This window comes from Mycobacterium intermedium (genome assembly GCF_002086275.1).
In the GTDB taxonomy this organism is placed as follows: domain Bacteria; phylum Actinomycetota; class Actinomycetes; order Mycobacteriales; family Mycobacteriaceae; genus Mycobacterium; species Mycobacterium intermedium.
In genome coordinates, this window is the sequence record NZ_MVHT01000118.1 from 1 (window position 1) to 15743 (window position 15743).

A 15743-nucleotide genomic window follows, 5' to 3' on the forward strand; every position below is an offset into this window, starting at 1 on the left:
CCCCCCCCCCCCCCCCCCCCCCGGCAAACCCCCCCCCCCCCCCCGCCCCCCCCCCCCCCCCGGGGGGGGGGGTCGACGTGACCTCCGTGCTGCGGATTCCTACTACAGGCTCCCTTGGCCGCCTTGGCCGCCGGTACCGCCGGCGCCGCCGCTGGCGCCGGTGGCCGGCTTGCCCCAGTCGCCGCCCCAGCCGGTGCTGGGGGTCCAACCGAAGTGACCGACGCCGCCCGTGCCACCGGTGCCGCCACTGCCGCCCGACGCGCCGGTGCCGGAACCGAACGGCGGGCCGAGGGGGTTGCTGCCTCCGGTGCCGCCGCTGCCGCCGGTCCCACCCTGGCCACCGGCGCCGTAGGAACTGGCGCCGCCGTTACCGCCGGCTCCGCCCTGGCCACCCTGGCCGGGGTTGAACAGCACCGAGGCCGTGCCGCCGGTGCCGCCGGTGCCGCCGTTGCCGCCCCGGCCACCGGTTCCGTAGGTAGCCTGGCCGCCCGTTCCGCCCGCTCCGCCCGTGGCGCCAGTTGCCCTGTCGCCGGTGCCGCCGCTACCGCCGTTGCCGCCGTTGCCGCCCTGCCCGCCGTTGTAACCGGTGCCACCCGTGCCGCCGTTACCGCCTTTGCCGCCGCCGGGACTGACGACGCCGCCGACGTCACCGCTGCCTCCGTTGCCGCCGCGTCCACCGGTACCGCCGTTGCCTTGATTACCAGTGGCGCCGTTCGCGGCCTGACCGCCGAGGCCCTGGCCTCCTTTGCCGCCGGCACCGCCGCTCCCGCCGGTACCGCCGGTGCCGCCGTTGCCGCCGTTGCCGGCTTGCGGACCCGGGTTGCCGTCGGTGGACAGCGCAGTGGCATTGGCGCCGTTGCCGCCGTTGCCGCCGGTACCTCCGGTGCCGCCGGTGCCGCCCTTGCCGCCGACGCCGCCGACGCCTTGAGTGCCGTTGATGCCCGATGCCGAGGTGCCCCCGGCGCCGCCGTTTCCGCCGTTGCCGCCGACGCCACCCTGGCCGCCGGTGACGCCTTGGCCGCCGTTGCCGCCCTGGCCGCCCCAGTTGGTGCCGCCATTGGTACCGGAGCCGCTGTTGCCGCCCGTTCCGCCCGTACCGCCGGCGCCGCCGGCACCGCCGTCGCCACCGCGGGCGCCGAACTGGCCCGCGTCGCCACCGCGGCCGCCCGCACCGCCCTGTCCGCCCTGCTGTCCTTGACCGCCGGCGGCGCCTTGGGCGGTGGTGCTCGCGCCCGCACCGCCCTGTCCGCCGGTCCCACCGTTGCCGCCGTTGCCGCCGTTGCCGTACTTGCCGCCGTTGCCGCCGTTGCCGCCGGCGCCGCCGTTGCCGCCCGGGAGGTTGATGCCGGCATCGGCGCCGTTCCCGCCGTTCCCGCCGTTGCCCCCGTTGCCGCCGCTGGTGGGAGTTTTGCCAGTCACGCCGTTGGTTGCCGTGCCCGACCCGGTGCCGGCCTTACCGCCGATGCCGGCTGCGCCCGGGTTACCGCCCTGACCGCCGTTGCCTCCGTTGCCGCCGGGGTTGAAGTTGTCCGCACCCCGGCCGCCGTCACCGCCCATTCCGGCGTCACCGCCGTTGCCGCCGCTTCCGGCGGCTCCTACCGAGCCGGCCTTGCCGTTAGTAGCCTTCCCAGCCGCGCCGCCATTGCCGCCGACTCCGCCGTTGCCCCCGTTACCGCCGTTGCCGCCGGCGCCGCCGGTGCCGTCGTCGCCCCATTCGAACGTGCCTTCATAGCCGGTTTGGCCGCTTCCAGCGTTGGCGCCGTTGCCGCCACGACCGCCGGCGCCGCCGTTGCCGCCATTGCCGGACTTGGATCCGCCAGCTCCGCCCGGGCCGCCGTGCCCGCCGGCACCGCCGTCGCCGCCGCTGCCACCGGTTTGGCTGGGGTAGTACGCGTTTTCGCCGGTCCCGCCCGTGGCGCCATCACCTCCGGCTCCGCCGTGGCCGCCGTTGCCCGTCAACCCGGCATTGCCGCCGGCGCCGCCGGTGCCGCCGTTGCCGCCGCGGGCGCCGCCGAAGGACGGCGCAGCGCCGTCGCCGCCGTCGCCGCCGTTGCCGCCGTTCGCGTTCGCCAACGTTCCCGCGTTGCCACCCTTGCCGCCGTTACCGCCGCTGGTGCCTGGAGAGATGGCGTTGGCGCCGTTACCGCCGTCGCCACCCGCGCCGCCGCCGGCGGTGGTGGTCGGCTGCAACCCGTCCGCGCCGTTGGTGGAGCCCGCTCCGCCGAGTCCACCCTTGCCGTTGGCGCCCGGATTGCCGCCGTCCCCGCCGTCGCCACCGTTGCCGTTGCCGCCATTGGTGAAGGTGCCTTCACCGCCCCTGCCCCCGTTGCCTGCGTTACCGCCGAGGCCACCGTTGCCGCCGTTGCCGCCAGCGCCTTGTTTTCCATCGATTCCGTGTGTGGCGGTACCGCCCGCGCCACCGGCCCCACCGTTGCCGCCGTCGCCGCCTGCCCCGCCGTTCGAGCCGTTCTGGCCGTTCTGGCCAAGACCGCCGTCGAGTCCGTCGCGACCGTTGCCGCCGACTGCGCCGTCGCCGCCCGCCCCGCCGGCGCCGCCGTCGCCGCCGTTGCCCGCTAGGGCACCACCATTGCCGCCGGCGCCGCCGGCACCGCCGGCTGCACCGGCGCGGCCATTTGTGCCGCCATCGGAGCCTTTGCCGCCATTGCCGCCGTCGCCGCCGTCGCCGACCAAACCCCCGTGACCCCCGGCGCCACCCCTGCCACCGGGGTGGCCCGGTGCCACCCCATCGCCGCCGTTGCCGCCGTTGCCGCCGTTGCCGCCGCTCGTCGCGGTGCCGCCGGTCGCGCCGTTTGCCGCGTAGGCCCCGCCGCCGCTGCTACCGCCGGCCCCGCCGAGTCCGCCGGCGCCCGGATTGCCGCCGTTGCCGCCCGCGCCACCTACACCGCCGTAAACGCCGTTTGCGCCGTTGCCGCCGTTGCCTGGCGTGCCGCCCGTTCCGCCGGCACCGCCGACCCCACCGGTGCCGTGGCTTCCTGCGACGCCGAACAGTCCCTGGCGCCCGCCGGCGCCGCCCGACCCGCCGTCGCCGCCAAGTCCACCGGCTCCGCCGTCGCCACCAGCCCCACCGGCCTGGCCGGGGTTTCCCGAGATCGCGGCGTTGAACCCGTCGGCGCCGAGACCGCCGGCTCCGCCGACGCCACCGACGCCGCCGCTGCCGCCGGCACCGCCGTTGCCGAACAGGAATCCGCCGTTTCCGCCGGTGCCGCCCGCGCCGCCGAGCCCGCCGGTTCCACCGGCACCGCCGGTCGCGCCCGGTGTCAGCGCGTTCATCCCCGCCGCGCCGGCCAAGCCCTCGCCGCCGGCCCCACCGGCGCCGCCGCTACCAAAGATCCGGGCATTGCCACCAGCGCCGCCGGCCCCGGCCTGCGCGCCGGTGCCGCCGACCCCGCCGTTCCCGCCGTTGCCGTAGAGCCACCCGCCGTCACCACCGACGCCACCGGCACCGCCAATTGCGCCGGCGCCTCCGACTCCGCCAACCCCGCCGCTGCCGAACAGCAGTGAGCCCACCCCGCCGTTGCCGCCGACTCCTCCGACGCCGCCGGCCACGCCCGCGCCGCCGATTCCGCCGGTGCCGCCGTTGCCCCACAGGAAGCCACCCGCGCCGCCCGCGCCACCGGCCATACCGGCCGACGCGGTCCCGGCGAAACCGGCCCCGCCGGCCCCGCCCGCGCCGCCGTTGCCGATCAGGCCCGCAGCGCCACCTGCACCACCGACCTGGCCGACCGCACCCGACCCGCCGTTGCCGCCGTTACCCCACAAGATCCCGCCGGCTTGACCGGCCTGACCCGTTCCCGGCGCGCCGTCGGCGCCGTTGCCGATCAGGGGACGTCCCAGCAGCAGTTGCGTGGGTGTGTTGATCGCGTTGAGAACGGTCTGCTCCACGACCTGCAGCGGCGAGGCGCTGGTGGCCTCCGCGGCCGCATACGAGGCGCCGGCGCCGTTCAGTTGCTGCACGAAGCTGTCGTGGAACGACGCGATCTGCGCGCTGATCGCCTGGTACTCGCTGCCGTGTGCGGCGAACAACGCTGCGACGGCCGCTGAGACCTCGTCCGCGCCCGCGGCGAGCAGCGACGTGGTGGGGGCGGAGGCAAACGCATTGGCCTCGCTGATCGTGGCTCCAAGCTTTGCCAAGTCTGAAGCGGCGGTGGACACGAATTCCGGGGAAACGACCACAAATGACATGTGGAGGCGCCTTTCTCAGCGGCCGGGCTGGGACTGCCGGCAGTTCGTCGTACCGCATGAGAATACGAATTAGTATCGGATACGTCAATAGATCAGATCGATTACTGAATCTGATGTAAGTCCGAGAACCGGATTGGCGCCGTCGGCGGTTGGCTGCGGGGTGCTACCTCCCTGATTCGAGTGGTGTTGAGACGCGCGTTCAGTCGCGGTTGACCAGGCCGCTTAACCGCCAGGCCAACCGGCGTCGCACGGTGGGAATGTGCGCGGCCAGGCGTATTGCCGCATTGCGGACCGGCCGCAAGGGCCGGGGCAGCGTCGATACCCGGGTCAGGCGCCCGGTCAAGGACAGCACCTGCTGGGCCCGCGCTCGCTGCTGTCGGCTGTAGGCGTCCAACGCCGCTTCGGGCCCGCCGCGCAGCACCTCGGCAAGGGCTGCGGCCAGAGCGACGGCGTCGGTGATGCCGAGGTTCATGCCCTGCCCGCCGGCGGGGCTGTGCACGTGAGCGGCGTCGCCCGCCAGGAGCAGCCGCCCGGCCCGGTAGGTGTCGGCGACGCGGTGGTGGATCTTGAACCGCGATCCCCACAGCAGTTCGGTGACCACGACGCGACCGGGCCCGAAGCCGCGGGTGTCCAGCAGGTGTTGCACGAACGGCGCGGTGGGCACCTGCGGCGCGTCCGGCACCGGGGCGACGATGCGGAAGATGTCGTCGGGCAGCGGAGCCAGCACCGTCAATCCGTCGGTTCCGTAGAACAGGATCACTTCCGCGGTTGGCGCCTCGCCCGAGACCCGCACGTCGGCGAGCACAAAGGATTCGGCGAACTCGCCGCCGGTGAAGCCGATCCCGGCGTGGCGGCGGACCGTGCTGTGCATGCCGTCGGCCCCGACGAGGTAGCGCGCCCGGATGGTGTCGCCGTCGTCGAAGGTGGCGGTGACACCGTCGTCGTCCTGGACCACATCGCTCAATGTCTTGGGCCGAATCACGTTGCCGCCCAGTTCGTCAAGGCGCTCTTCGAGCAACCGCTCGGTCTCGGCCTGGGAGATCATCAGGGTGTACGGGTACTGCGTGGGCAGGCCGCTGAAGTCGATCGAGATCAGCGGTTGCGCACCCTGGCGCATGGTGAAGCGCGGGGCGACCAGGCCGGCTTTGACGAGCCGCCAGGAGACGTCGAGGTCTTCGAGGACCTCGAGGGTCCGGGCGTTGACGGCCGCCGCGCGCGAGGTGTTGGCGCCGGACGGCAGCTTGTCGACCACCACCGCTTGGATCCCTTGGGAAAGCAGTGACGCCGCCAGCGTTATTCCGGTCGGGCCGGCTCCCACGATGAGGACATCGGTCTCGTTCATGGTTGGTTCCTCTCTCGCGTTGGGTTAGTCAACGCTTGTTGGCATAAGTCGATAGTGGGGCGTCGCAGCTACAAAGTCAACACCTGTTGGCCTACACTTGTTGATATGAGGCGATCGTCCGAAGAAACCAAGGCCGTGATCCTGGCTGCGGCACGCGAACGGTTCGGTTCCGCCGGGTATCAAGCGGCAACCATCCGCGCCATCGCAGCGGACGCGGGGATCGACCCGGCGATGGTGATGCGCTACTTCGGCAACAAGGAAAAGCTGTTCGCCGCGGCGGTCGAGTTCGATCTCCGGTTTCCCACCTACGATGACGCCGACCGCGAGCAGCTGGGGCACTTGTTGGTCCAGCACTTCCTCGAGCGCTGGGAGGGCGACGAGGCGCTGGTGATTCTGCTGCGGTCGAGCGCCACCAATGACGAAGCGGCACAACGGATGCGCGAGATTTTCGGCTCCCAGCTACGGCCGTTGGTCGCGAAGCTCGTGGGAGCCGACGAAGCCGGCAAGCGAGCCGGGTTGATCGCCACCCAGATCCTGGGGTTGGCGCTGTGTCGTTTTGTGCTGCGGTTGCCGCCGGTGGTCGGAATGGACCGGGACGAGGTGGTTGAGTGGCTCGGGCCAACGATCCAGCGGTACCTGGACCCGCCGTCGAACGCGCAACAGACGCTGGGCTAAGGCGTGGTGTCGATCTGGCCCGCCGGTGCCCGCCGGTGCCCGTCGAGATTGCCGTGACGGCTGTGTTGTGGGTGCTGGCCGCAACCGTGGGTGCGATCTCGCCCCGGCGCTGCCGGTGGGGGTGGCGACGCGGGCGTCGGCGACGGCAGCCCGGGCCAGAACAGCTGACGCCACCGCATCGCGCCGCGCGCCCGAGGGTCAGGCGTCGCGGGGGAGTCCGATGCGGCGATACCGCTGCAGGCGGGTGCCCAGGCGTTGGGCGTCGGGGATTTCGCGCAGCGCATGCACCTCGGTGGCGATCGCGCGGGACATGCGTCGGGCGAACTCCTCTGGCTCGTCCGCGGCGTCGGGGTGCTCGGGCACGATCACGTCCACGATCCCGGCCGCCAGCAAGTCTGCGGACCGAATACCTTGTGTCGCAGCAAGTTCCGCTGCGTGATCGATGTCCCGGAAGACGATCGCGCTGGCGCCTTCGGGGGGTAGCGGCGCCAACCAACCGTGCAGCGCGGCCAGCACGCGGTCAGCGGGCACCATCGCCAACGCGGGCCCACCGCTGCCCTGGCCGAGCAGGACCGAGACCGTCACCGTTTCCAACGTGACCAACTCCGCGAGGCACTGGGCGATCTGTCCGGCCAACCCGCCCTGCTCGGCTTCGGCCGTCAACGCGGGCCCGGCCGTGTCGATGATCAACACCAGCGGTAGCCGCAGTTCGGCCGCCAGCGCCATGCCGCGCCGCGCCTCGCGCAACGATTCCGGCCCTACCGCGTTGCCGCCTCCGACGCGTTGTTGGCCGAGGACCACCGCGGGCTGGCCGGCAAAGCGGGCCAGGGCCAGCAGCGTCGTCGCCGCGTCGCCCTGTCCCGTGCCCGACAGCAGCACCCGGTCGGTGGCGCCGTGTCGCAGCAGGTACCCGGCATCCGGGCGGTCGGGGCGTCGCGAAGCCAGTACCGAGTCCCAGGCCGGCACGTCGGGGACCGGTTCGGGTGCCTCCACGGGCGGCGGCGGTTCGGGCACGTCGGAGATGACCGTCAGCGCCCGGTGCAACGTCGCCCGCAACGAATCCAGCGCGACCACGTCGTCGATGACCCCGAACCGCTGCAGATTCTCGGCGGTCTGAACACCCGCCGGGAAGGGTTCGCCATACAGCAGCTCGTAGACCCGCGGGCCGAGGAATCCGATCAGGGCGCCGGGCTCGGCGACAGTGACGTGACCCAATGACCCCCAGGACGCGAATACCCCACCGGTGGTCGGATTGCGCAGGTAGACCAGATACGGCAGGTGAGCCTGCTGGTGGAGTCTGACGGCCGCGGCGATCTTCACCATCTGCAGAAAGGCCACCGTGCCTTCCTGCATGCGGGTCCCGCCGGAGCTCGGCGACGCCAGCAGCGGCAGCCGTTCGGCGGTGGCCCGCTGCACTGCCGCGGTGATGCGTTCCGCGGCCGCCACACCGATCGACCCACCGAGGAACTTGAAGTCGCAAACCACGATGGCCACCCGGCGTCCGAAGATGCGACCCTCGCCGGTCGACACCGACTCGCCCCGGCCCGTGGCCGCCCGAGCCGCGGCCAATTCCTCCGCGTACGACCCGGACATCGGGATGGTCAGCGGCTCGTCGTCCCAGCTCACAAAGGAGCCTTTATCCAGCACCGCGTCCCGCAATTGGTCGGTGGTGATATGGCTCACCCGTCGAGGCTATATATCCTGGCCCCCATGATCGGTATCACCCTGACCGAAGCAGTGATGACCATCGAGCTGCAACGGCCCGATCGGCGCAACGCGCTGAACTCCCAGCTAGTTGAAGAACTGCGGGAAGCGTTTCTGAAGGCGGGAGACGGGTCGATCCGCGCGATCGTGCTGACCGGTCAGGGTTCGGCGTTCTGCGCCGGCGCGGACCTGTCCGGCGACGCGTTCGCGGCCGACTATCCGGACCGGCTGATCGAGTTGCACCGGGTTATGGACGCGACTCCGATCGTGGTGATCGGCGCCATCAACGGCCCGGCCATCGGCGCCGGGCTGCAGCTGGCGATGCAGTGCGATCTGCGGGTGGTGGCTCCCGACGCGTTCTTCCAGTTCCCGACGTCGAAATATGGTCTGGCGCTTGACAATTGGAGTATCCGTAGGCTCGCGACGTTGGTCGGTCACGGGCGGGCGCGGGCGATGCTGCTGGCCGCCGAGAAGCTGACCGCGGACGCCGCGCTGCACACCGGCATGGCCAACCGCATCGGGACGCTGGAAGACGCGCAGGCCTGGGCCGCCGAAATCTCCGGACTCGCGCCCTTGGCTATTCAGCACGCCAAGCGGGTACTCAACGACGACGGGTCCATCGAAGAGCCGGGGCCGATACATAAAGAACTATTTGACAAAGCCTGGAATAGTCAGGATGTCATCGAGGCGCAGATTGCTCGAGTGGAGAAGCGACCGCCGAGGTTTCAGGGGGCATAACGGTCATGGTGCACCGAGCGCTACGACTAGCTGTCGGTACAGCGTCGTTGGCCGCCGGTGGGTGGTTGTTGCGGGCGATGCACGGTGCACCGTCCGCGCTCGGTGCGGACCCTGCGTCGATCGAGGCAGTGGCGGAAGGCTCGCCGAATTATCAAGACGGCTCCTTCGTCAATATTGACCCCGCCTCGTGGTTCTCCGTGGACCGCGAGCAACTGGCGCTCGTCGCCCGGGAGATGCTGGGTTCGCGCAATTCAACGCGGCCGGCGACCCCGATCCCGCTGGCCGCGCCGGAGATCTACCGCGGCGACGCAAGCCCGCTGGCCGTCAGCTGGTTCGGACACTCCACCGCGCTGGTGGAGATCGACGGTTACCGCGTTCTCACCGATCCGGTGTGGAGCGATCGCTGCTCGCCATCGGACCTCGCCGGGCCGCGGCGGCTGCATCCGCCTCCGGTTCAAATGGAAGGGTTGCCGGCCGTCGACGCGGTGGTGATCAGCCATGACCACTACGACCACCTCGACGTGGACACCGTCCTCGCGCTGGCACGTATGCAGCGGGCGCCGTTCTGCGTGCCGCTGGGTGTGGGCGCCCACCTGCGCTACTGGGGGATACCGGATGAGCGCATCATCGAGCTCGACTGGAACCAGAGCGCCAAGATCGACAAGCTCACCGTGGTCTGCCTGCCGGCGCGGCACTTCTCCGGGCGATTCCTCAGCCGCAACAACACGCTGTGGGCATCCTGGGCGTTCATCGGTCCCGAACACCGCACGTATTTCGGCGGCGACACCGGCTACACCAAGACCTTTGCCGGTATCGGCGCAGACCATGGCCCGTTTGACCTGACGTTGATGCCGGTCGGGGCCTACAACACCGCGTGGCCGGACATCCACATGAACCCCGAAGAGGCGGTCCGGGCACACCAGGACGTCACCAACTCGGGGTCGGGGCTGCTGGTGCCGATCCACTGGGGCACCTTCCGGTTGGCCCCGCATCCGTGGTCCGAACCCGTCGAGCGAGTGCTGAAGGCGGCCGAGCCGGAGGGGGTTCAGGTGGCGGTGCCGCTGCCTGGTCAGCGTGTCGATCCGAGCGCACCCTTGCGGTTCAATCCGTGGTGGCGGCTTTGATTCGGTGACGCGGCGTCACGGATTCCGGTGCCCCGCCGACTAGAGTTGACGGCCGTGACCAAGCGCGTGGCGACGGCCGCAATCGTGTTGCTGTTGCTGGTGCTGGTCGGGTGCGGATCGGAAAGACCATTGGCCGCGCCGACGTCACAGGGGGTGCAGACCCCGCCCAATGAGGTGTCGGGCCTGACCATTCCGTCCGGACGCATCGACAAGGCCATCGTGAAGGTCGACGGTCTGGTCACCGACCTGATGAAGAACACCGGCATTCCAGGTATGGCGGTGGCGATCGTCCGCGGTGGACAGACGGTGTACGCCAAGGGCTTTGGCGTCCGAGACGTCAGCAGGGGCAACGGTCCGGACAACAAGGTCGATGCCGACACCGTTTTCCAGGTTGCGTCGATGTCGAAATCCATCGGCGCGACCGTGGTGGCCCACGAGGTGACCGCCGGCACGGTCGGCTGGGACACGCCCGTGGTGTCCAGGCTGCCGTGGCTGGCGTTCAGCGATCCGTACGTCACCAGTCATGTGACCATCGGCGACCTCTACTCACACCGCTCTGGCCTGCCCGACCATGCCGGCGACGTTTTGGAGGACCTGGGCTATGACCGCCGGCAGGTTCTCGAGCGGCTGCGGCTTCTTCCGCTGGGACCTTTTCGAAACAGCTACGCCTACACCAATTTCGGGGTGACCGCAGCCGCCGAGGCGGTGGCGGCGGCCGCGGGCAAGTCTTGGGAGGACCTGTCGGACCAGGTGCTGTACCGCCCGCTGGGCATGACTTCCACAAGTTCGCGGTTTGCCGATTTTCTGGCCAGACCGAACCACGCGGTCAACCACGTCAAGGTGGGAGGCAAGTGGGAGGCGCGCTACCAACGCGATCCCGATCCCCAGACACCCGCGGGCGGGGTGAGTTCGTCGGTCAACGACCTGGCGCGCTGGCTCGCCATGTTGTTGGGTAACGGCACCTCCAACGGCCAGCGGGTAACTTCGATCGACGCATTGTTGCCCGCGGTCACCCCGCAAGTCATTTCGGTCCAGGCGCAATCACCGAAGGCCCGATCTGGGACGTATGGCTACGGATTCAACGTCTCGGTGACGTCGTCAGGCCGCACCCAATACGGCCATTCGGGCGGATTCGTGATGGGAGCCGCGACGAATTTCGTTGTATTGCCCTCCGAGGACATAGCCATTGTGGCCCTGACAAATGCCGCGCCCTACGGCGTGGCCGAGGCGCTCAACGCCGAATTCATGGATTTGATCCAGTACGGCCAGGTACGCGAGGACTGGTCAACCTTGTATCGCCAACAGATCGCGGCGATGAACAATCCCGAAGGCTCGCTGGTCGGTAAACCGCCGCCGGTCAATCCGGCGCCGGCCAGGCCGCTGACCGACTACACCGGCGTGTACGCCAATGACTATTGGGGCCCGGCGACCGTGACGGAACAAGACGGACACCTGCAACTGTCATTGGGGCCGAAAAATCAGACGTTCCCGTTGACACATTGGGACGGTGACGTGTTCACCTTCGGACTGGCCACCGAAAACGCTCCGCCCGGAACAATTTCCAAGGCCACCTTCACCGGCAACACCCTCAACTTGGAGTATTTCGATTCCGACAAGTTGGGAACGTTCACGCGATGACCAGCCCGGTTTCGGAGGCCGTCGGCTTGTCAGATGCCGAAGTGGCGCAACGGATAGCCGACGGCAGGAGCAACAACCTCCCGGAACGAACCACGCGCAGCGTCGCACACATCGTCCGGGCCAACGTGTTTACCCGCATCAACGCGATCCTGGGTGTGCTGTTCGTCATCGTCCTGATCACCGGTTCACTGATCAACGGACTCTTCGGGCTGCTCATCGTCGCCAACAGCGTGATCGGCATGGTGCAGGAGATTCGCGCCAAGTGGACCCTGGACAAGCTGGCCATTATCGGACAAGCAAAACCCTTGGTGCGCAGGCAATCTGGAACGCGCGCCGTAGCACCCGAAGAGGTGGTACTCGACGACATCATCGAAATCGGTCCCGGTGATCAGATTGTCGTTGACGGCGAAGTCATCGAGGAGCAGAACCTCGAAGTCGACGAATCTCTGTTGACCGGTGAGGCCGACCCCATCGCCAAAGACCCTGGCGACCTAGTGATGTCGGGAAGTTTCGTCATCGCCGGCACCGGCGCCTACCGTGCCACGAAGGTGGGTGCCGACGCGTACGCCGCCCGGTTGGCCGCCGAGGCAAGCAAATTCACCCTGGTCAAATCCGAGCTGCGCAACGGCATCAACCGGATCCTGCAGCTCATCACCTATCTGTTGGTGCCGGCGGGACTGTTGACCATCTACACCCAGATGTTCACCACCAACGTGGGATGGCGGGAATCCGTACTGGCAACGGTCGGTGCGCTGGTGCCGATGGTCCCCGAAGGCCTGGTGCTGATGACGTCGATTGCGTTCGCGGTGGGCGTGATCCGGCTGGGTCAACGCCAGTGCCTGGTGCAGGAGCTACCGGCCATCGAGGGGCTGGCCCGTGTCGACGTGGTCTGCGCCGACAAAACGGGCACGCTGACCGAGAGCGGCATGCGGGTGTCCGACGTCGAAGTGCTGGACGGCACTGCTGAGCGGGCGGCCACGGCGCTGGCCGCGCTGGCTGGCGCCGACCCCCGCCCCAACGCCAGCATGCAGGCCATCGCTGACGCGTATCACCCCCCGCCGGGTTGGACCGTCACTGCCACAGCGCCTTTCAAGTCTGCGACCAAGTGGAGCGGGGTGTCCTACGGCGAGCACGGCAACTGGGTGATCGGCGCGCCCGACGTGCTGCTCGACCCAGCGTCGGCGGCCGCCGCACGAGCCGAACAGATCGGAGCGCAGGGGCTCCGGGTGTTGCTGCTGGCGGCCAGTGATGTCGCTGTGGACGACCCGGCCGCCCCTGGGCGCGTAACCCCGGTCGCGTTGGTGATCTTGGAGCAGAAGGTGCGCCCTGACGCGCGTGCCACTCTGGAATACTTTGCCGCCCAGAATGTTGCGGTGAAGGTCATTTCGGGCGACAACGCGGTGTCGGTCGGCGCGGTCGCCGACAAACTCGGGTTGCATGGCGAGACCATGGACGCCCGGCAGCTACCAGAAGAGCTGTCCCAACTGGCCGACGTGCTGGACTCCTACACCACCTTCGGCAGGGTGCGACCAGACCAGAAGCGCGCCATCGTGCATGCGCTGCAATCGCACGGCCATACCGTCGCGATGACCGGAGACGGCGTCAACGATGTGCTGGCGCTCAAGGACGCCGATATCGGCGTGGCGATGGGTGCGGGCAGCGCGGCGTCGCGCGCGGTGGCCCAAATCGTGTTGCTGGACAACAAGTTTGCCACGTTGCCGTATGTCGTTGGCGAAGGCCGACGGGTGATCGGCAACATTGAGCGGGTCGCCAATCTGTTTCTGACGAAAACCGTTTATTCGGTGCTGCTGGCGTTGCTGGTAGGCCTGGAGTGTTTACTGGCCAAGCCGTTGGGCGCCGATCCTTTGCTGTATCCATTCCAGCCAATACACGTCACGATTGCGGCATGGTTCACCATTGGAATTCCGGCATTCATTCTGTCTTTGGCGCCCAATAACGAACGCGCCTATCCGGGCTTTGTGCGACGGGTACTCACCGCCGCGCTGCCGTCCGGGCTGGTGGTCGGCACGGCAACGTTCGTGTCGTACTTGGGGGCCTATCACGGCCGCCAGGCCACGGCGGTGGAGCAGGACCAAGCCTCGACCGCGGCGTTGATCACGCTGCTGATCACCGCGGTCTGGGTGCTCGCGGTGGTGGCGCGGCCCTACCAGTGGTGGCGATTGGCGCTGGTCATCGCGTCAGCTCTGGCGTACGTGGTGATCTTCAGCCTGCCGTGGACGCAGCGCAAGTTCTTCCTCGACCCGTCGAACCTGGGTGCCACGTCATTTGCGATCGGCGTAGGTCTGGTCGGTGCCGCGGCCATCGAGGCGAACTGGTGGATCCGGGCCCGGACTCTCGGCGTGCCGCCGCGCCTGTGGCGATAGGGTTGTTTACCGCCACGTAAATAAATCGGTAGACGGCCGGCCGAATTCCGCGAAATGTAAAATTCGTTTACATCATCCCGGAATTATGTGTGAATCAATGACCCGGGGTCATATTTTGAAAAAATCGCGGAATTCCAACCACGATCGCCGTAGGCTTTGCCCTATCAGTCCGTAAGGCAGGGGTAACCCCAGCCGGAGCCCTCGTCTTCGTGGGCTGTCACGGCAGGCGGCTACCGTAACTACCGCTTTCGGGGAGGGCTGCGGGGATGAACTTTTTAATATCGCCCCCAGAGATCAATTCGGCGCGCATATTCGGCGGGGTGGGGCCCGGCCCCCTGCTGGCGGCGGCAGAGGCGTGGGACGCGGTCGCCGCAGAACTGGGTTCGGCGGCAAGCTCGTTCTCTTCGTTGACATCGGCGGTGCTGGGTTCGGCCTGGCAGGGCCGGGCGTCGTCGGCGATGGCGGGCGCTGCCGGCGGGTATTTGGGCTGGTTGACCGCAACGGGAGCGCAGGCCGAACGGGCCGCAACTCAGGCCCGGCTCAGTGCGGCCGCCTTTGAGGCCACTCTTGCCGCAACGGTGCATCCCGCCGCGGTCCTGTCAAACCGGACTCAACTTAGATCGCTGGTGATTTCCAACCTGCTGGGCTTCAACGCTCCGGCGATCGCCGCCGCCGAGGCGGAATACGAAATGATGTGGGCCCAGGATGTGGCCGCAATGCTGGGTTATCACGCGGGGGCGTCGGCCGCCGTATCGGTCCTGACGCCCTTTGCTCAACTGGTCCAGAACCCGTCCGCGGCCGTAGCTGCGTTCGTTGCCTCGACCCAGAGCGCCGTAAGCAACCCGGCCGGTCGCGTCAGCATCTTCAATGCCGGATTGGCGAATCTAGGGGTGGGCAACGTCGGCTTTGCCAACGTCGGCACGAACGGTGTGGGTCTCGGCAATGTGGGAGACGCCAATTTAGGGTTCGGAAATTTCGGGCAATGGAATGTGGGAATCGGGAATCTAGGTAATTTCAACCTGGGCTCGGGTAATTCGGGTGTTTACAATGTGGGACCGGGGAATCTGGGCTCGTACAATGTCGGATTAGGTAACGCAGGGATCGCTAATTTCGGGTTCGGTAATGCGGGCACCGGCAATATCGGATTCGGGAATACGGGCACCAACAACGTTGGCTTCGGACTCAGCGGAGATGGTCAGGTCGGGTTCGGCGCGTGGAACACCGGCACTGGCAATGTGGGGTTGTTCAATTCCGGTACCGGCAATGTCGGGTTCTTCAACTCCGGGACTGGTAACTGGGGGATCGGCAACTCCGGGGAGTTCAACACGGGGTTGTTCAACGCGGGTCGGTGGAACACCGGATGGGCCAACACCGGGTTGCTGAATACTGGTGTGGGCAACCCGGGCAGTTACAACTCGGGCAGTTTCAACGTCGGGGTGTCCAACACCGGTGATTTCAATCCGGGCCGGTACAACACCGGGTGGGCCAACACCGGTGACTACAACACCGGGTGGGCCAACACCGGTCATTACAACACCGGCGGGTTCAACCAGGGCGACCTCAACAACGGGTTCTTCTGGCGCGGGGACAACCAGGGTCAAATGGCCGGTGACTACACCATCACCATCCCCAGAATCGCGATAGGCTTCGAAGTCGACGTCCCGATCAACATTCCGGTGACAGGCACGCTCGGATCCCTCTTGAGCGGCAATCCGATTATCAACGTGCAGTCGTTTACGATTCCGCAATTGCGCCTCAATGGCAGTGAATTGGGCGGAACCATCGGACCCATCGTCGTGAATTCGATCGTCGTTAATGGTCCATCGCTGGACTTGGTGCTGGGGGGACCGGGTCAGTCCATTCAGTTGGGGCTTTCGGGTCCGGGGCTGGGTCCGGTGGTGATTCCGGTGTTGAGTGTGCCGGCGGGGCCGGGGG

The 15743-nt window shown here is 68.3% G+C and carries 9 protein-coding genes; 6 read left to right on the forward strand and 3 right to left on the reverse strand.

Annotated features, from left to right (window positions below; translation table 11 throughout):
• Positions 1 to 102 precede the first annotated feature (102 nt).
• Together BST27_RS27145 and BST27_RS27150 are read right to left on the reverse strand one after the other, a co-directional pair.
• Complete coding sequence (locus BST27_RS27145; RefSeq protein ID WP_083148713.1) at positions 103 to 4203, reverse strand: PE family protein; 4101 nt, start codon at positions 4201 to 4203, stop codon at positions 103 to 105.
• A gap of 199 nt (positions 4204 to 4402) precedes the next feature.
• Positions 4403 to 5545 (reverse strand): FAD-dependent monooxygenase, encoded by a 1143-nt coding sequence (locus BST27_RS27150; RefSeq protein WP_069422460.1) that lies wholly within the window; start codon positions 5543 to 5545, stop codon positions 4403 to 4405.
• 105 nt (positions 5546 to 5650) lie between these two features.
• On the opposite strand from BST27_RS27150, the gene BST27_RS27155 reads away from it, so the two are divergent.
• Positions 5651 to 6220, forward strand: a complete 570-nt coding sequence (locus BST27_RS27155; RefSeq protein ID WP_069422461.1) for a TetR/AcrR family transcriptional regulator — start codon at positions 5651 to 5653, stop codon at positions 6218 to 6220.
• A gap of 198 nt (positions 6221 to 6418) precedes the next feature.
• Here the strand turns inward: BST27_RS27155 and BST27_RS27160 are convergent, their stop codons facing one another.
• A complete protein-coding gene (locus BST27_RS27160) occupies positions 6419 to 7903 on the reverse strand; it encodes an acetyl-coenzyme A carboxylase carboxyl transferase subunits beta/alpha (RefSeq protein ID WP_069422462.1) in 1485 nt (494 codons plus the stop codon).
• A 27-nt stretch (positions 7904 to 7930) separates the two neighbouring features.
• Here BST27_RS27160 and BST27_RS27165 point away from each other — a divergent pair, with 27 nt between their 5' ends.
• From BST27_RS27165 to BST27_RS27185, 5 genes are all read left to right on the forward strand, one after another.
• Positions 7931 to 8662, forward strand: coding sequence for an enoyl-CoA hydratase (locus tag BST27_RS27165; protein ID WP_069422463.1), 732 nt, complete (start codon positions 7931 to 7933; stop codon positions 8660 to 8662).
• A 5-nt stretch (positions 8663 to 8667) separates the two neighbouring features.
• A complete protein-coding gene (locus BST27_RS27170; RefSeq protein ID WP_069422464.1) occupies positions 8668 to 9786 on the forward strand; it encodes an MBL fold metallo-hydrolase in 1119 nt (372 codons plus the stop codon).
• A gap of 54 nt (positions 9787 to 9840) precedes the next feature.
• Positions 9841 to 11424, forward strand: coding sequence for a serine hydrolase (locus tag BST27_RS27175; protein ID WP_069422465.1), 1584 nt, complete (start codon positions 9841 to 9843; stop codon positions 11422 to 11424).
• A complete protein-coding gene (locus BST27_RS27180; protein ID WP_069422466.1) occupies positions 11421 to 13808 on the forward strand; it encodes a cation-translocating P-type ATPase in 2388 nt (795 codons plus the stop codon). The genes BST27_RS27175 and BST27_RS27180 overlap by 4 nt, the downstream gene beginning before the upstream one ends.
• Before the next feature lie 266 nt (positions 13809 to 14074).
• The coding region (locus BST27_RS27185) for a PPE family protein (RefSeq protein ID WP_139805403.1) at positions 14075 to 15743 on the forward strand (1669 nt) is incomplete at its 3' end.